General features: G+C 55.2%; 15 protein-coding genes. 6 read left to right on the top strand and 9 right to left on the bottom strand.

The features are described from left to right. Positions 1-16: 16 nt before the first annotated feature. Together Mal52_RS08960 and Mal52_RS08955 are read right to left on the bottom strand one after the other, a co-directional pair. The gene (locus tag Mal52_RS08960; RefSeq protein ID WP_145375523.1) at positions 17-2,104 is read right to left on the bottom strand and encodes a flotillin family protein; all 2,088 of its coding nucleotides are present in this window, start codon (positions 2,102-2,104) and stop codon (positions 17-19) included. Positions 2,105-2,107: 3 nt separating this feature from the next. Next, the gene (locus Mal52_RS08955) at positions 2,108-2,719 is read right to left on the bottom strand and encodes a hypothetical protein (protein ID WP_145375522.1); all 612 of its coding nucleotides are present in this window, start codon (positions 2,717-2,719) and stop codon (positions 2,108-2,110) included. A gap of 217 nt (positions 2,720-2,936) precedes the next feature. Between Mal52_RS08955 and Mal52_RS08950 the strand changes: the two genes are divergently transcribed. From Mal52_RS08950 to Mal52_RS08935, 4 genes are all read left to right on the top strand, one after another. Beyond that, a complete protein-coding gene (locus Mal52_RS08950) occupies positions 2,937-3,716 on the top strand; it encodes a glycerophosphodiester phosphodiesterase (protein ID WP_145375521.1) in 780 nt (259 codons plus the stop codon). Between the two features lie 115 nt (positions 3,717-3,831). Further along, complete coding sequence (msrP, locus tag Mal52_RS08945; RefSeq protein ID WP_145375520.1) at positions 3,832-4,899, top strand: protein-methionine-sulfoxide reductase catalytic subunit MsrP; 1,068 nt, start codon at positions 3,832-3,834, stop codon at positions 4,897-4,899. Between the two features lie 145 nt (positions 4,900-5,044). Further along, the gene (locus tag Mal52_RS08940) at positions 5,045-8,851 is read left to right on the top strand and encodes a hydantoinase B/oxoprolinase family protein (RefSeq protein WP_145375519.1); all 3,807 of its coding nucleotides are present in this window, start codon (positions 5,045-5,047) and stop codon (positions 8,849-8,851) included. A 58-nt stretch (positions 8,852-8,909) separates the two neighbouring features. Beyond that, positions 8,910-10,097, top strand: a complete 1,188-nt coding sequence (locus Mal52_RS08935) for an exo-alpha-sialidase (protein ID WP_145375518.1) — start codon at positions 8,910-8,912, stop codon at positions 10,095-10,097. Between the two features lie 219 nt (positions 10,098-10,316). Here the strand turns inward: Mal52_RS08935 and Mal52_RS08930 are convergent, their stop codons facing one another. Further along, entirely contained in the window at positions 10,317-11,264 is a 948-nt protein-coding gene (locus Mal52_RS08930) for an alpha/beta hydrolase family protein (protein WP_145375517.1), read from the bottom strand. A 184-nt stretch (positions 11,265-11,448) separates the two neighbouring features. On the opposite strand from Mal52_RS08930, the gene Mal52_RS08925 reads away from it, so the two are divergent. Together Mal52_RS08925 and Mal52_RS08920 are read left to right on the top strand one after the other, a co-directional pair. Next, entirely contained in the window at positions 11,449-11,700 is a 252-nt protein-coding gene (locus Mal52_RS08925; protein WP_145375516.1) for a hypothetical protein, read from the top strand. After that, entirely contained in the window at positions 11,697-12,107 is a 411-nt protein-coding gene (locus Mal52_RS08920) for an HNH endonuclease (protein WP_145375515.1), read from the top strand. The genes Mal52_RS08925 and Mal52_RS08920 overlap by 4 nt, the downstream gene beginning before the upstream one ends. A 13-nt stretch (positions 12,108-12,120) precedes the next feature. Here the strand turns inward: Mal52_RS08920 and Mal52_RS08915 are convergent, their stop codons facing one another. From Mal52_RS08915 to htpG, 6 genes are all read right to left on the bottom strand, one after another. Beyond that, a complete protein-coding gene (locus tag Mal52_RS08915) occupies positions 12,121-12,996 on the bottom strand; it encodes an ATP-grasp domain-containing protein (RefSeq protein WP_145375514.1) in 876 nt (291 codons plus the stop codon). A 31-nt stretch (positions 12,997-13,027) separates the two neighbouring features. Further along, positions 13,028-13,978 (bottom strand): methenyltetrahydromethanopterin cyclohydrolase, encoded by a 951-nt coding sequence (gene mch / locus Mal52_RS08910; protein ID WP_145375513.1) that lies wholly within the window; start codon positions 13,976-13,978, stop codon positions 13,028-13,030. A gap of 63 nt (positions 13,979-14,041) precedes the next feature. Then, on the bottom strand, positions 14,042-14,653 hold the full coding sequence (locus tag Mal52_RS08905) for a hypothetical protein (protein WP_145375512.1): 612 nt from the start codon (positions 14,651-14,653) through the stop codon (positions 14,042-14,044). Next, complete coding sequence (locus Mal52_RS08900; protein ID WP_145375511.1) at positions 14,654-15,331, bottom strand: hypothetical protein; 678 nt, start codon at positions 15,329-15,331, stop codon at positions 14,654-14,656. Positions 15,332-15,559: 228 nt separating this feature from the next. Continuing rightward, the gene (locus Mal52_RS08895) at positions 15,560-16,231 is read right to left on the bottom strand and encodes a DUF1326 domain-containing protein (RefSeq protein ID WP_145375510.1); all 672 of its coding nucleotides are present in this window, start codon (positions 16,229-16,231) and stop codon (positions 15,560-15,562) included. Between the two features lie 180 nt (positions 16,232-16,411). Next, on the bottom strand, positions 16,412-18,316 hold the full coding sequence (gene htpG / locus Mal52_RS08890; RefSeq protein WP_145375509.1) for a molecular chaperone HtpG: 1,905 nt from the start codon (positions 18,314-18,316) through the stop codon (positions 16,412-16,414). Between the last annotated feature and the right edge of the window lie 200 nt (positions 18,317-18,516).

Below are 18,516 nucleotides of genomic sequence, written 5' to 3'. Positions count from 1 at the left end.
CGGGAGGCGTTGGGGATCAACTCTTCTTGCCGCTGACGGTCAGCGATTGGCCACTGATGTCCAGCGTATTAACCTTCTTATCCGCGATTCCCATCCCTTTGACGGCGCTGAGCATGCGATTCAATTCGGACTTCGATTCATCGCTGTCGGTGAGCGTCAGCATTTTTCCGATCAATGCCGCCACGGACAGGTCTTTGACGTCGTCGAAGCTCATATTGAACTGGTCGACAAACTCCTGCAATTTGTCGCGGAAATATTCCGGATTGCCGTTGAAGAACGAATTCTTCACATCGGTCAGCACTTCGCTGTTGTGCACAAAGCGATCGACCGATTTCCCGGCTTTGATCGAGTCGACGATCTTGTCGAAGAAGGTCGTTTCGCCGCCCACGATGTCGATACGGGCCGATTTGAGGGCTTCGCCCACGATCCCTGCTTGGGACTCGGCGATCTCTTGTTGTGCGCTGATCGCGGCGATTTCGATGTCCTTCTCTTTGTTGAGCCGCAATTTGAATTCTTCGTGTTCGCGTCCGACTCCGTCGAACAGTTTCATGGCGTTGGCTTTTTCCTCGATGCCCTTGGCTTCGCTGGTGAACTTGAGGTGCATCACACTGGCTTCGGCCGTGCCTTCTTTTTCGACTGCAGAGGCGCGGGCTTCGATGCCTTTCGCTTCAGCAACGGCTTTACGCTGCAACACGTTCGCTTCGGCGGTACCCTCTTTTTCGATGGCAGCTGCCTTGGCTTCAAGCACCTGGGCATCGGCCAGCCCAATAGCGGCCGCATTGGCGGTCTTGGCTTCGGCCAACATTTTTTGCGCCAACGTTTCTTTCTCGGCGGCAGCCCGTTCCGCTTCGGCCTCGACGATGCGTTGTTCGGCCAGGAAATCGGCAGCAGCCTTCGACGCTTCGGCCGCTTTGACTTCTTTGACCAAGGCTTGCTGGGCATCCATTTCGGCTTTGGTGACAGTCACCTGTTTGAGCCGGTCGGCGGTGGCGAACTCTTCGGTATCTTTGATTTTTTCCTGTTGTTCAACAACCGCCCGTTCGACGACAACCCGCTCGCGGATCACGTCTTGAATATTCCGTTTTTCGACTTCGACCGCTTTTTCTTTGTCGATCTGTGCCAATGTCACGATCCGTTCACGCTCGGTCGCTTCCAGCATGCGGTCTTTTTCGACCCGTTCGGTTTCGACCGCATCGGTCCGCTCTTTGCTCTTGCGGGCGACAATGATCTGCCGTTCTTTATTTTCCTCAGAAATACTGATTTCCTCTTCCGTCGTAATCCGTGCCCGTTCTCCTTTGAGACGTTCTTCTTCCGAGACGCGTTTCGCTTCGGCTTGTTCGCGAGCGGAGACTTCAGCAATTTCGCGTTTCTGCTTTTCAACCGCTTCGACCCGTTGACGCTCCAACTCCAGAATCGCTTCCTGGGCTTCCACGTCTTGCTTCTTAATCGTTTTTTCTTTTTCGCGGGTGTAATTGTTCGCTTGCACGAATTCTTTTGCCGTCAGCTCGGTGATCTTCTTAATCCCTTCGGCGTCGAGAATATTATTCGGGCTGAGTAATTCGATCGGCGTCTGTTCCAGGAAGTCGATGGCACAGTCGTCCAGGACGTAACCATTGAGGTCCGTACCAATGACATTGAGGATTTCGACCTTGAATTTATCCCGCTCGTTGTACAGTTCGACAAAATCGAATTGCTTACCAACAGTTTTCAATGCTTCGGAAAACTTGGCATCGAACAACTCGATCAGCGCCTTTTGATCCGATGCCCGACGGCACCCTAAAGATTGAGCGACATTCTTAATATCGTCATCGGTATTGTTCACACGGACGAAAAAGGCGACTTCAATGTCCGCACGGATATTATCGCGACAGATCAACCCCGCCTCACCGCGACGTGTAATTTCAATCCGCTTGACCGACAGATCCATCTGCTCGACGCGGTGCAGCACGGGATAGACAAGTAATCCTCGTCCGGTGATGACAGCCAAACCACCTTGACCGGATCGAACCAACGCTTCTTCCGGTCCGACCTTGCGATAGCAACGGATCACCATCGTAGCCAAACCCAGGACTATCGCGATTGCTCCACCAATTAATATTTCCATCTTCTATTCCTCCAGGTCAGAGTTGCTGACGTAATAAAGGTGCGTTTCCTGATCAAAATCAACAATCCTGACCGTAGTTCCTTTGGTCAGTGTGCCTTCGTGAGTTCGGACATTCAGTAGCAGCGGTGCCCCGTCGGACGGGACATTCGCTTGTCCGTGTTTTTCGTTTGTATCCACAGTAATCGTGCATTCCCGCCCCAGCAGTTCCTCAAGCGTGTTCGGTTCCTTCACGGTGAACTTACCACGCAGCGGGTTGGTGATGACTTTCGTCACTAGGACCGCTAGAAAACCGCTACCCAACACGATCATCCAAGGACGGAGATCTCCGCCGACATCGGGTCGATCGACAACGAGCGCCGTCATTATCCAAAACGCCAAACTGAAGACGCTGCCCCAAATCATCAATGGCACATCGCCCAGGTTGATGAACTTCAACGAGATTAACCCCACATCAAAGATGGAGCCGTCTCCCGCGCCGACATCGATGTCAAAATCAAACAATTCGATGTCAAACGCACCCAGGATGACAAACAACCAGTACAGACAGACCAGCCCCAGCAATACGCTGGGCACGAGCATCGGCCCGCTGAAATAAGTCTGTAAGGTTTCCATCACCCGGTGCTCCCAAATTGCAACATGCTGCTATTATGCAACGCATCTGAGCAGCTCATCTGGTATAACGAAGATTTCCACGAAACGGATCACGAAAACCAAGTGACAATCCCGGAATTACCGATTTGTGACGGTCCCATCCGTTTGTCCGGATGTCCGGTTTCTGTCGTTTGATCACCCGTACACGCCCAATCCAACCCCTGATCGAGGACCACGGACCATGCCCCTCCGTCTACTAATTGTCCTGTTGGTCTGTGCTGGAACCGCACCGCTTATGGCTGCTGAAAACCCTAAGCCGAAACGGATCATCGTTATCGCCCATCGCGGTGCCCATCAAAAAGCACCCGAGAATACTCTCGCCTCATTCCAGCATGCCATCGATCTTGGATGTGACTACGTCGAAGTCGATGTCCGCCGCACGAATGACGGAGTGCTGGTGCTGATGCACGACAGCGACGTGGCCCGCACGACGGATGGACAGGGAAAAGTCAACGAGCTGACCTATGCCGACATCCAAAAGCTGACCGTAGGACAATCTGAAAAAGTACCGACATTCGACGAGGCGCTGAAACTCTGCCGCGGTAAAATCAAGATCTATATCGACCACAAAGATGCGCCGCCCGCTGAGATCGTCGAGACGGTCACGCGGCACAAAATGGTGAACGATGTTATCGTCTATAGCTCGTATGACGGACTGCGCGCGTTCAAAACACTCAACCCCAAGATCTGGATTATGCCGCCGAATCCCGGAACGGTCGAAAAAATCAACGCCATTCGCCGTGACCTGAAAGCAGAAACCTTCGACGGCAACGTCCGCGACTGGACCGCCGAACACGCCGAAGCTGCCCATGCCGCCGGTGCACAAATTTGGGTCGACAATTTGGGCGAAAACGACAACGAAGCCGGCTTTCAAAAATCGCTCGACTTGGGCGTCGACGCGATTCAAACCGATTATCCTGAAAAGCTGATCCCGTTCCTCAAGCGCCTCGGCCGCCGTTGAGAGACTCGCAGTTCACCTTTTCAAATCCGCCCCCGCCTCTACAATATATGGTTGTGTCGGCGCCGCCACGTTGCTGTCCTGTTTTGGTTTTAGAATTCACTCGCGAAGACAAACGATGCAGTATCACATCCGCAAACCTTGGCAACTCGCGCAAAAACTTCACACGCCTGAAGACGTCTACGTCAATCGCCGTTGGCATCGCCGCGAGTTTCTCCGCACGTTGGGGCTCAGCGCCGCCGGCATCGGGATGGGAGCGCATCTCATCGGCTGCGACACGGCCAGTGACGAAGAGGTCCTCAAATCGGGAAAAGTCGAAGTCCCCGCCGCCCTGGCGGAACGCGCACCGGAACCAACCGAAAAAGAATGGGAGCCCGCCAAGGACAATTCCTTCGGCGCACTACACAATCCCAACTTTGAATACGGCCGCCCAGAAACAAAAGAGGAAGACGCAAGCCGGTATACGAACTTTTATGAATTCTCCGGCAGTAAAAACAACTATAGCCGCGTCGGTGATTTTGAGCCGCATCCCTGGAAATTCGAAATCACCGGATTGTGCGCCAAGCCCCGCGTGTTTGACATCGACGACATCTACAAAATGATGCCATTCGAAGAACGGGACTATCGGCATCGCTGTGTCGAAACCTGGGCCATGTGCGTCCCCTGGACCGGGTTTGCTTTGAGCGAATTGCTCAAAAAAGTCGAACCGACCGCCCAAGCAAAATTTGTCGGTTTCCAAACGTTCGATGTTCCCAACAAAAAGGATGAGCAGGCTGGCTTGCCCACATTCGCCGGGCCGAACATGTCCTCCGGTTATCCTTGGCCGTATACAGAAGGTTTGACGATCGACGAAGCGATGAACGAATTGGCATTCATTGCCACCGGCATCTACGGCAAACCGCTCGCCAAACAACACGGCGCGCCGATTCGTTTGGTCGTCCCCTGGAAGTATGGTTTCAAGAGCTGCAAATCGATCGTGCGAATCACGCTGACCGACAAACAGCCAGCGACTTTTTGGAATACGCTCGGACCGCAAGAATACGGTTTCACCGCCAACGTCAATCCGGAAGTCCCCCACCCGCGCTGGTCACAAGCCACCGAATGGATGCTCCCGTCGCAAGCCACGCGCTACGATACGGTTATCTACAACGGCTATGGGGACTACGTGGCGAAACTGTATGCTTGATTGAAAAAGTGGCCGATGGCGAGTGGCCGGTGGCCAGAGAATAGTAGACAGAGGGCAGTAGGCGGTAGGCAGTACGCGCCGAACCTTTCCCTCATGCCTGTCTCCTCGAGCCTGTCCCCTCCTTTACCAATATTGAAGCTCAACTATGCCTTCCTGGGAATTTTGGATTGATGTCGGTGGGACCTTTACCGATTGTATTGCGCGGGATCCTGATGGGAAGTTGTTGCAGCTCAAGTTGCTCAGCAGCGGCGTCACCAAGGGGCGTGTCGATGCGGCCGACGGTGCGTCGAGCTTTGTTGATCCCGGTCGCAGCGATGATCCGCCAGGGTTTTGGAACGGTTACGAGATTCGCTTTCTCGACGACAGCGGCGCAGCGATGCATGTCGGCGTCATCGATGAATTCGAGAACTCGACCGGACGGCTCACTCTGCAGCAAACACTCCCTGCGGATATCGTTCCAGGCACGAACTACGAATTGACCGGCGGCGAAGAATCGCCGATCGTGGCGATTCGCTACTTATTAGGCGTCGGTCTCGGCGATCCCATTCCCGAAGTCTCTGTCCGTTTGGGCACCACACGCGGGACCAATGCGCTACTGACACGACAAGGGGCACGTACCGGTTTTGTGACGACCGCCGGATTTGGCGACATTCTATTGATCGCCAATCAAGACCGGCCACGGTTGTTTGACCTAGCCATTCAAAAGCCCAGTCCGCTGTTTGAGGAAGTGGTACAAATCAATGAGCGGCTCGACGTCGACGGCAACGTGCTTGTCCCGCTCGATGAAACCCAGGTGCGGGAACAACTGACCGCTCTCAAAGCGACCGGCGTGGAATCGATCGCCATCTGTTTCATGCATGCCTTCGCCCAATCGAAGCACGAAGAAATCGTGGCACGGATTGCCAGCGAAATCGGCTTCGATGAAATCAGCGTCTCTAGCCGCCTTTCCCCGCTCATTAAAATTGTCTCCCGCGGCGATACTACGGTTGTCGATGCCTATTTGAATCCAATTTTGCGGCAATACATTCGCGAATTGCGACGATGTTTGGGAAATGCTCCCTTAAAAAACATGACCTCCGCCGGCGGACTGGTCGACGCGGATCGCTTTGTGGGGAAAGACAGTATTCTTTCGGGACCAGCGGGGGGCGTGATTGGTTTTTCCCGCGTTGCCCAGCGTGCAGGTTTTGAAAAATCGATCGGCTTCGACATGGGGGGCACCAGCACCGATGTGTCGCGGTTTGACGGACGTCATGAATTGGAATTTGAAACACAAAAAGCGGGCGTGCGGGTTGTCGCTCCCATGCTGGCCATCGAAACCGTCGCTGCCGGCGGCGGGAGCATCTGCGATTTTGACGGCGTCAAACTGACCGTCGGCCCCGAGAGCGCCGGAGCATCCCCTGGCCCTGCTTGTTACGGACGCGGCGGGCCGTTGACGGTCACCGATGTGAATCTATTTCTCGGTAAAATCCTGCCTGCTAAATTCCCCTTTCCGCTGGATCAGGACATCGTCCAACACAAACTCACAGCCCTCTGCGAAAGAATCGCCCAATCCGCCACCGGGACGCGGTATACACCCATCGAATTGGCAGACGGTTTCTTGCGGGTAGCCAATGCCAACATGGTCCGCCCGATTCGCAATATCTCTGTCGCCAAAGGTTACGATCCGCGTGACTACGTGTTGGTCTCCTTTGGCGGGGCCGGCGCACAACATGCCTGTGCCATTGCCCGCTCACTCGGCATGCGGAACGTGCTCATTCACCCGCTGGCCGGAATTCTAAGCGCCTATGGAATCGGCTTGGCCGACGTCCGCCGTTTTGCCGAACGCTCGGTACTCAAAGCCTATTCGCAAGAACAGCTGCAACAACTCGAACCGTTGTTCGCCGAATTGGAAGGTCAAGCACGCGACGAAGTGCTGGCCGAAGGAATTGCCGCTGCACAAATCCAAGCACCACTCCGCTCGCTCGACCTTCGCTATCAAGGTGTCGAATCGACAATTAACGTCCTTTCCCCACCCGACGGTGACTATGCCCGCGCCTATGAGGAACTACACCGCCGCCTCTATGGCTACGTCCATACCGGCCGCGGCATCGAGATCACCGCCGCTCGCGTCGAAGTCATCGGCACCACCCCCGATCCACCCGAGGATTTGTCCGACGTCGTCGCACGGCATCCCACGCCCAGCGAAACCACGAAAACATGGTTCGACGGACAACCACTGGAAACGGCAGTCTTTGAGCGCGGCGAATTACGTGCCGGCGACCAACTGACCGGCCCGGCGATTGTGTGCGAACCAACCTCTACGGTCGTCATTGACCCCGGTTTCACCGCACAGATCACCGCGCGCGGCGAGATTGTGATCAACGACAGTCAGGGACAAACCGAAGAACACATCAGCGCCAATGCCGACCCGGTGATGCTGGAGATCTTCAACAACCTCTTCGCCTCGATCGCCGAACAAATGGGCATCACGTTGCAGCGGACCTCGTTTTCGACGAACGTCAAGGAACGTCTCGATTTTAGTTGTGCGGTCTTTTCCCCCACGGGTGACCTCGTCGTCAATGCTCCGCACATCCCGGTCCACCTGGGAGCGATGAGCGAAACCGTGCGCCGCATTATCGCCGACAATCCGCAAATCTCACCCGGCGACGTTTTTGTTACAAACGATCCCTATCGCGGCGGCTCGCATCTGCCCGATGTGACCGTTGTCACACCCGTGCACAACACCGACACGAGAGAGTTGTTGTTCTTCACCGCCAGCCGCGCGCATCATGCGGAAATCGGCGGCATCATCCCCGGCAGTCTTCCCCCGTTTTCTAAACGCTTGAGCGAAGAGGGGGTGTTGATCCGCAATTTCAAACTCGTCGATGCTGGCGAGTTTCGTGAAGCAGAATTACGTGAACTCCTCACGAGCGCCCCCTACCCCACCCGCGCGGTGACGGAAAACCTATCCGATGTCGCCGCGCAAGTTGCCGCTAATAACAATGGCGTGAACCTGCTGCAAGAACTCGTCGCGCGGTATTCGCTGCCGGTCGTTCAAGCCTATATGCAACACATTCAAGATGCGGCCGATCATAAAATGCGGATGGCCTTGGCGGCGATTCCCGACGGCGACTACGCCCATACGGATCATCTTGACGATGGCTCGCCGATTGCCGTGAATATCACCATCACCGGTGAAACAGCCACCGTCGATTTCACCGGGACCGGACCAGTCTTGGACGGTAACCTCAACGCCAATCGTGGCATCGTGACCGCAGCCGTGCTCTATGTATTTCGCTGCTTGATTGCCGAAGATATTCCACTCAACAGCGGCGTGCTCAATCCGGTCGAGATCATTTTGCCCGAATGTCTGCTCAATCCGCCCGAGCACGACGACCCGGCCCAATGCGCCGCCATGGTGGGTGGCAACGTCGAAACATCGTCGCGCGTCGTCGATGCACTGTTCGGCGCCTTAAAAGTCGCTGCTGCCAGCCAAGGGACGATGAACAACCTCACGTTCGGCGACGACCAGTTTGGCTATTACGAAACCATCTGCGGTGGCAGCGGCGCAACTCCCGACGCCGACGGCGCCGACGCCGTGCACACCCACATGACCAACACCCGCATGACCGATCCAGAAGTCATCGAGCGCCGCTATCCGGTGCGACTACACGAGTTCAGCGTCCGCCGCGGTTCGGGCGGTACGGGGCGGCATCGCGGGGGAGACGGTATCGTTCGCCGCATCGAGTTCTTGCGTCCCCTGCAAGTCTCATTGCTCACCGAACGCCGCGGTCCCTATCCACCGTTTGGATTGCAAGGAGGCGAACCGGGCGCATTGGGTGAAAATACATTGCAACAGAAAAGCACCGGCTTGTCGGAAGACCTGGGGGGCAAAGTCCAACTTAGTGTTGCCGCCGGCGATATTCTGACAATCAAAACCCCCGGCGGCGGCGGGTTTGGTGAATCGAAATAGATTTGTAAATCCTGCTATCCCGGACGATTGCGGAAACGACTTCAAGGAAACCACGACCATGCTCCAATATTATTTCATAATCACCGCACTGTCCGTTTCGCTATTACCCGTGACCGCTCAGGCCGTGGAACCGGTCCCGCTGAAATTCGAAAACTTGACTTCAATTAACGGCACGAATCAATGGGACTGGTGGCAAGCCCGCACCGCTTACGTTCCCGTGAAAAAACCATACTACGTCACGACAATGTCCGAGACGGGCAAAACCGGGACACACAATTTTCACGATATCTATCAAACCTTCAGCGAAGACGGCGGGCAGATTTGGTCGCAGCCGGAAATCATTCCCACCCTCCGCCGCCACGAACAATCCGACGGATACGAAGTCGCCCCAGGCGATTTGTGGCCGAAATGGCACGCCCCAAGCCAAACAGTCTTGATCACGGGCAAGACCTTTAACTTCAAAGATGGCACCAAAGAAAACTTCACCCGTGAACGCGTCTCCTATGCGGTCATGGATCCGCAAACCCGCAAGTGGGGTCCGCTCAAGTTTCTAAAAACCCCGGAAAAAGATCACGCCGGTTTTCCCATCATCGCCCCCAATGCCGGTTGCAATCAACGCGTCGACCTGCCCGACGGCGACGTCCTCCTGCCGGTCCGCTATCAGCGGGATGCAAAAAAACGCAACTACACCAGCGTTGTGATGCGCTGCGGATTCGACGGGAAGACGTTGACGTACAAAGAACACGGTTCAGAATTGAACCTCCCCAAGCGCCGCGGATTTTATGAACCCTCACTGGAGGAGTTCCAGGGCAATTTCTACTTCACACTCCGCACCGACCGCTCCGCATTTGTCACCAGCGGCAGCGACGGTATCCATTTTGATCCCCCGCAGGAATGGAAGTTTGACGACGGCAAGTTGCTGGGAAGTCACAACACGCAGCAGCATTGGGTGACGGTCGGCGACGGACTATTTTTGATTTACACCCGTCGCGGCGCCAACAACGACCACATCATCCGGAACCGCGCGCCGTTGTTTCTCGGACAAGTCGACCCCAAAACCTTACGGGTCATCCGCAAGACCGAACGCGTTTTGCTCCCGGAAAATCACGCCGCCTTGGGCAACTCCGGCACTTGCCGCATCAGCGGTAACGAATCCTGGGTCACCTGTGGCGAAGGCATGCTGGCCCGCGGCAAACGCAAGGGGGACAACAACAAAGTGTTGATCGTGAAAATCACGCCGGAGTGAGCGACTTATGCCCAATCACGACGACGGGATAAAACCACGAAAGGCACGAAACACACGAAAATAAATAATAAATAAAGACAAACGATGGAAAGCTTTATCCCTTGGATTAGATTCCTAGATACCCGAGCATGATTAGCAGAAGCTTTTTTCGTGTCTTTCGTTTTTTTCGTGGTTCTTTTACTCGTAGGGCCGGACGAGTGGAACGACACTAGCACCACCTCACAACCGCTCCGTTACCCACCGCACCGCGTGCGGCACGTAATCGTGGGAGAGTTTGTGCCCCGCGTCGATAAAAATCAGCTCGGACGTTTCCGCCGGCAGCATGGCCCGTAATTGTTGGGCATGATCGACCGGACACATCGTGTCGCTGCGGCCCATGATCATCAAAAGTGGGCGGTCGCCAATTCCGTACGTCTGATTCTGCGGCGCGACCAGCGAGTATTTATCCCGCTCTGCCGGGACGACGCAAGCGACGGCGACTTTGATTCGCGGCTCCACGCCGGTCAGCAGAAACGTCTGCGTGCCTCCCATGCTATAACCGACCATGCCGATCCGCTCGACGTCGATATCTCCTCGCGACGCCAGATAATCGATCCCGCGGCGATAGTCCTTAACCGTCTGCGCATAAATCTCCGGCAACATCAAATACCCCTTGCGCGGCTGCGGACCTTCGGCCTCATAATGATTGACCGGCGCGTAGTCATTCACCGCAATCCGATCCCCGTGGCATTGGGCATCGAGGGCAAATATGGCATACCCAGCCGCCAGCAGTGCCTTGCGGACTTGGCCGCCGCTCATATAGCCGCCATCGACAAACCAACGGTCCTTGGCCCCCGACCAACCATGCAACAACAACACACAAGGATGCTGCTCCGCTTCGGTCTGGGGAAGTTGCAGATACCCCGGCACTAGCTCCCCAGCCGCTCCCCGAAAGACGACCTTCTCGCGCACATAACCATCCTCGTCCGTTTTCTTCTCGACGATCCGCGACTCCAACGGAATCTTGGCGTCGTAGTCAAACACACGCGAAGCCGCCCGGCACGCCTCCTCGCTCAACCGTTCGATCGGCGGTGACGGTTTGGGTTCGTCGGCCAAAGTTGAAGCTGCGAGGAATAACAGGCTCCCCAATGCAGCGGTGAAGATCAGCCGATAATTTCCGTTACACATAGGGAATTCCTATTGAACATCACGGGTTGCCATTAGATACCGCCGTCAAAAACGAGATCTCAGTGTGCCGTCGCTGTCATGATAGTGCTGCTGGGGCAGCGATCCATTTCCCCTTGACGACAGAGCAATCCTGCCCGGATAATAACATGAGTTGCCAAACATTCTCTCGGAAGGTAAGAGTTCGATGTCGATTGTTCAAGAGCCGATTCGCCTGCTTGAGGAAATCGCCGATTTATTGGCATCGAATCCCACGCAAGATCAATTGCTTGCTTTTCGCCCCTCCGCAAGCGTCCAGGAACGTGCCCGCGAATTGCTGATCCGGCTCAATGCAGGCACGATCTCCACCGACGAACAACGCGAGTTGGACCAGTTTGAGCAGGCAGAGATGTTGATGCGGTTGGTCAAAGCACGGCTCGCCGGGCAACAACAACCATGAGCGAACAAGTGCCCGCCGCGCTACGCTCCGAGGTCCGTCGCCGCGCCAACGACCGTTGTGAATACTGCTTGATCCATTTCGACGATGTGATGCTTTCGCACGAAGCGGACCATATTATCGCCATAAAACATGGCGGACAAACTGAAAGCCACAATTTGGCATGGGCATGTTTTCTATGCAATCGTTTTAAAGGAAGTGACATCGCGTCGATTGATCCGAACACCGAACAACTGACGCCGTTATTTCATCCTCGCCGTGATAAATGGGGGGACCATTTTCGATTGAACGAAGGCAGAATCAATGCGTTAACGGCGATTGGGCGCGTCACGACAAACATTCTGCGATTCAATACGGTTGAAAACATTGAACTGCGCCGCATGCTGCAGGCCGCAGGTCGATTGCCTTAAACCAATTATCCAATCAACGTCCAGCTTCCAACGACGAAATCACCACCCCCGCGACATCCACCCCCGTAACCCGTGCCAGCGCCCGCCAGCCGGGGACTGCATTCACTTCGATGACGTACACGCGGCCGTCGCTATCATACAACAGATCGATCCCGGCAAACCGGCACCCGGTCGCTGCTGCGGCCCGTAGTGCCAACTCGGCTTCGTCGGCGGACAATTCCACCGCTGTTGCCGTGCCGCTGCGGGAGACGTTCGTGCGGTAATCTCCATTGCCGTGCCGCCGCATGGAACCGATCACGCGACCATCCAACACGACCGCTCGTAGATCCGAGCCATCGTGATCGACGTACCGCTGCAGATACAACACCGACTGTGTGCGTTCCAATGTGCGAAACGTGCGAAACGCCAAATCGGGATCGCTGACCCGAGATATCCCGCGTCCCTCAGCCCCGAAGATCGGCTTGACGACCACGTCGCCCCCCAATTGATCATACGCCGCCATCGCAGATTCGGAATTCTCGCACACCACCGTTGCCGGGACGGGCAAACCGGCCGCTTGCAATCGCGCCGTGGTCAAATATTTATCGACCGCGCATTCTATGGCCTTCGGAGAATTGAGTACCGTGACCCCCGCTGATTCCAATTGTGCCAACAGATCCATGCGGAACACAACCTGCTCCAACGACCCCGGCGGCATCGTCCGCACAATCACAGCATCGCAATCGGATAAGACAATATCGTCGCCATGCACGGTCGAGTCATTCGCAATGACCGTTGCTGTGAGCCGCCGAAAATCAACGCGGGAAAACCGATGCCCCCGCACGTGCGCCGCCCGTTCTAGGTCGCGGCGGTACCAACTGTCGGCATTTGCTAAGACGACGATATGCATGGAATTCAAACGTCAGCCACCCGAGAGATACTTAAAAGCCAAACGACCGGGAGAGAATATCGGGCGCTACGTTACCGAACCGCTGCACGTTGCCGGTCTCGACGTTTTGAAACATGATTTCCGCCGGGCTAAACAGATGGGGGTCGATTTTATAAAAGTCGCGTCCCGCAGCTTCAAAGATTTCCAAAAAGGGTTGCCCATAAGCCTGCGAGGAAACCGAGGGAACTTTCGGACCAATTGTAGATAACGAATCGTCATCTCCCGTCACCCATAAGGTCACGCGTCCGCCATAGAGGATCGCGTCATTCGTGCGACCGATTCCAGCGAGAAAATCCCCCGCCACCGGCGACAACGGAGTCGTGCCATATCCGCTGACAATCCGGCTCATGTCAAAGCCAAGTTCCAAGAGCTTGTGCAAGGCGGTCTCGACAACGCGGGCGACGACTTGGAAATTTCCGGCAATACTCGCCGTCGGCGCCACGAATAAGGTGATCTGCTCTGCAGCCAGATTGGTGCGTTCGGCGATGAAGGCAAACACCTTTTCATCGGGCAGTTGATCTGCCTCCAACACCCCGATGCATTGCGACGGTTGTTCGCGGTAGTCGAGTTTCTCATACAGATCCTCACGAGCCGCCACGGCGCGCATCGGTCCCGATCCCATACCGAAGAACTTCTCAACGGCGATCTGCCAGCCGGCATACTGGCTCAACAGGCACGCAGCCACGGGATTGTCAGTTGCCACCTGCACGTAAGGACAACCGACCCCGCCGATATCACCCGGGATAATCGAGACCTCCGCCAACCCCGCCGTGCAAACCTGCGCCAGCGCCAAACCGGCGCCCAGTCCGCCGCTGACGTTCACACCACAATCGATCAATCGTCCCCCACCAGGAACTGAGTGCGATTGAACCCGCAATTGCTCAGCAGCGGGAAGCAGACCCTCCACCACCGCCAGCGCTCGTTCGTTGAGATTCCAATCCATAACGCTTCTTCGTCAGCGGTGAAACGTAGAGTGCGTCGCGACGCACCTTTCTACGCAGTAGGTTTACTTGCCATCATCGTCATCGGCGTCGGGAGTGGCGGAGTCAGTCTCCGACTTGGACTGCCGCTGCGAATCGCGGCTTATCTCTTTCCGCAAATACGACGGCAGCGGGCGATCTTCGAAGCGCAGACGAATCGGTCCCTGACAGCACTCGCATTCTTTGATTTCGTACATGGGGATCGAACAAATATCACACCAGTAGTCGGTGTATTTCCGCTCCCCCTTGTCGTCAAAGGTATAGACGATCAACACCTGCGCATAAGGATTATCAGGCCGGCGCCGTACGATCAGTTGCACCTTGCGATCCCGCAGACGCTCATCCTGATAAAACGCGCGGCCTCGCCAATCGGCCACCAGTGGAACCAAGTCTCCGTTCTCGGCAATCAGCACGACCTGCTCGTCCATCTCGTCATAGGCTTTAACGCCCCGAGCGCGCAGAGCCGGGCCGAGAAACTTGACTTGGCCGGTCAGCAATTCCTTGCGGGCCTTGTCCTGTTTTTCCGACTGCTCTTCAGCGGCTGCCGCAGGCGCGGGTGTGCTTTTCTCTTCACCGCGCGCCTCGACTGCGCAACTCACTGCTGTGATCCACAGCAAACCCCAAATAGCGCGACTCATCTATTCCCCCGCTCCCACAACCACAATCCGCACCAGCAACGGAACCGGCTTGTCGGCCGCTTTGCCGGTCGTGGTCAACTGCAGAATCTGAAAGTCGTGGTCTTCATCGTGGATGATTTTCGATTCCTTCTCCGGTTTTTCAGGAGGCGCGCTCATCAGAAAAATCGCCGGATGTGTCGACCCGGCCGCCTCTGCCGACTGCTCATTCAGTTGCATCGGATTGAAGATCGGCTTGGGATCTTTGTCGTGCTCTGCCGGGAGCGCCATGCAGAAATCGCGAATTTCGCTAGTCCCCAAATGGTTGCCATCTTCGGGTTGCTGACCATAACGCAGCGTATACACGCCGGTGGGGATTTCCTGCGAGCGAAAATCGAAACCACTCGAACCTTCGGGAAACTGAATCGCCCCCAACAGTTGCCCATGCGTAAACGGATAGGCCACGCTCTGACTCGGCTTGAATTTTGGTTTCACCGCCAAGTCCTTCGCCAACCAAACCACACAGAGCGCGCCGTCGGGCCCTGTGACTTGTTGTCCGGACTCGTGCAATACCGCAGCAATTTTGGGCGACAACTCTTTAGGCAGGCCCTTCACTTCCTTGAGTTTGTGCGAAGACTCAGCCGCAACTAATGGACCGGCAAACAGACAAAACCCGACAGCAAGCGTGCTAATAAACTTCATATGCAATCCTCAAAACCTCAATGGTCGCAAATATCTCTAGAGTAAGACCGCATCGACAACTCCACGAGAGACGCCGTCAATGCCCGATACGTCGTGTTCATTGTACGCAGACTCGCGGCTCGGTTACAGGTAAAGCGGGTGCGATGCGGATAATAAAAGAGCGGGAGCCGGTAATACCGGACATCCCGCTCGAAAAATCAATCATTTAAATAGTTCTGTTTGCCCCCGTTATTTTTCGAACGTGGCCAAAAAAGCACTCCGTTGACCCGGGAGTTCCCACGTCTGGTTCAATCCCTTACCCGTATATTTGAGTTGCTTGGTAAAGGCCGGGTGGTAATTGTCGACATCGGTCAGTGGCGGATAAAAAATATCTTCGTTGGTGCAAATACAATCACCATGCCTCAGTTCGCGCGTTTCAATTTCCGCCAAATCGCCCGCCTTCAAAACACCCACTCCTTCGACGTGGTCGTTTTTGAATTGAATGTCGGTCGATTCGACCCGTTTGACGTGTTGGGTTAGTTTTTTGGCCGAGTACTTCACAAAAGCGACCAGCGCATCGCGTTGTTGCTGATTCGCTTTTTTATCGACCAATATGACTGACTCGATCGGATCGGGACTGATGCGGAATGATCCGCCAAAACCGAGCGTGTCTTCGCCTTTGATCACCAAGACCGCGGACAGGTTTTTCAACTCGACACCTTGCCAGGAACCTTTGTCGACTTTCCAAGCTAAGACCGCTTCTTTGCCTGACAAGCCGATTTCTCCATTCGCGAAACAGGGTCCCGTCCAAACATCACACGAACGGGCTTCGAGATATTCGCCGGAAATCTCAGCCCCGAAACCGGGCGTCGCAGCCAAAATCGTGAGGCAGCCGGCCAGTAACAACGGTTTACAGGTCATGACTCTATCTCTCCCATTTCAAATCGACTTTTCAGAACGGCAAAGCGACCGCGATAAAAAATATATCACGACAGCCAATTGTCTCACGCGCCGCTCCCGCCGTCAAGAACGAACACTCGCGGCCACGATTCGTCACTCGACACTGTCTGAAGGATACCCAACAGCTCATACGGGATTCTATTACGTAATAATCGGCGACCGCTTCTCCGCCAATTCCGACATAAACTGCTGTGTGCGGGTCACGACATCCTCGACGCTGGGCGGCAATCCTTCCAGCAACATGGCGTTGTCAAACAACTGCCGGGCGCATTGGCGGATGAATTCGCTGTGGTCGCTATTGCCCGAAAGATCACTCAAGCGTTTGATCAGCGGAGCGGACGGGTTGATTTCCAGGATCCGTTTGGCCATCTGGAAATCCTTGTTGCTCATCCGCAGCACTTTTTGCATCTGCGTGCTCATGGCCCCTTCGGGATTGACCAAGCAGACCGGGCTGTCGGTCAGCCGCTTGGAAGCCCGTACGTCCTCCGCCATATCCCCCAGCGCTTCTTTGAACAGCGACACGACCTTTTCGAATCCGGGCGTGCTGCTTTCGTCTTTTTCCTCCGCAGGCGTCTCATCCTCGGACTTATCCGTCTCTTCGTCTTCCGGAAACGCCAAGTCGGCTGCGTCAATCGAGGTCAACTGTTTGCCGTCGTAGGTCATTAGGTTGGAAAGCATGATTTCGTCGACCGGATCGGCCAGATACAAGACTTCCAGCTTCTTCTTGCGGAAAATCTCCAAGTTCGGGTTCTTCTCAATCGCCGAGAGATCCGCGCCGCCCAGATAGTAAATCTGCTTTTGATCCTCACCGGCACGCTCGATGTATTCGCCCAACGACGTCAATTTGTCTCCGGCGTCGTCGTGCGACGATTGGAACCGCATCAGGCCGGCAATTTTTTCGCGGTTTTCAAAATCGGTGCTAACCCCTTCCCGCAAAATCGTGCCGAACTGGCGATAGAACGTCAAATACTCTTCCGGTTGCTGTTCGGCCATTTTGGTCAAATGGTCCAACACCCGTTTGACGAGCACCTTGCGAATCTTGCGAAAGATCGTGTCGTCCTGCAGCGCTTGTCGCGACACATTCAACGGCAGATCCGCCGAGTCGACAATGCCATACAAAAACCGCATGTATTCCGGCACCAATTCGCGACAATCATCCTGCACCAAAATCCGCTTCGCGCACAGGTGCATGCCATGCTCCACGCGCCCGAAGCCCATCGACTCCAGATTTGTGGCCGGGCAGTAGACCAAGGTGTGGAATTGAATGGGCGAATCGGACGAAAGATGCAACCGCCACAACGGCGACTCATCTCCGCGATGCGTCAGGTATTGATAAAACTTGTCATACGCCTCGTCGTCGAGTTGGCTTTTCGGCTCCGCCCAAACCGCGCGTTGTTCATTGAGTTGTTCGTCGCCCAGTCGAACCGGATGCGGCACAAACGTCGAATGCTTGCGGATGATGTACTTCAGGCGTTCCTCTTGCGAGAACTCATCATACCCTTCCTTGAGGTGCAATTTGACGGTCGTCCCCCGCGGCAGATCTTCGGCCGGCTCAATCGTGAAACTACCACTTCCATCCGACTCCCACCGCCAACCGGTCGATTCTTGATAACTCCGCGTAATCACCTCGACTCGATCCGCCAACATAAACGCGCTATAAAATCCCACACCGAATTGCCCAATCAGCGACAAATCCGCTGCAGCGTCGCCCGAGAGCTTATTTAAAAATTCCAACGACCCGCTGTGCGCGATTGTTCCCAGATTCGAAATCAATTCATCGTGGGTCAGCCCGATGCCGTTGTCGACGATCGACAGCGTCCGCCCCTCGCTGTCGGGCTCCAGACGAATGACCAGGTCTTCATCGTCGCGATACTGTTCCTCGTTGACCTGAATGAATCGCATTTTGTCCAGAGCGTCCGACGCGTTGGAAACGAGCTCACGAATCGTGATTTCGCGATTCTGATACAACGAATGCGACAACAAATGCAGCAGTTGTTTGATTTCAGTTTGAAACGTAAATTGTTCTTTGTCCGCTGCTTGAGCCATCTGCATCACCTCACTTCACAAAAATGCCGTCACTAGTTGAACGTAGCTCGCAACCCGCCCCTACGGCGACTTTGCGGCCTTAGCCAAAATGGCCAGTTTATACCGGCAGGCGGATAAGTCAATTCGGCGATCACGACTACCCCGTAATCGTCGCGCAGCCCCCCCAGAACCCGGTTCACAACTTGATCTAACCGGCCTCA

The sequence above is a fragment of the Symmachiella dynata genome, from assembly GCF_007747995.1.
GTDB classification, from domain to species: domain Bacteria; phylum Planctomycetota; class Planctomycetia; order Planctomycetales; family Planctomycetaceae; genus Symmachiella; species Symmachiella dynata.
This window is presented reverse-complemented; position numbering and strand designations above follow the sequence as displayed.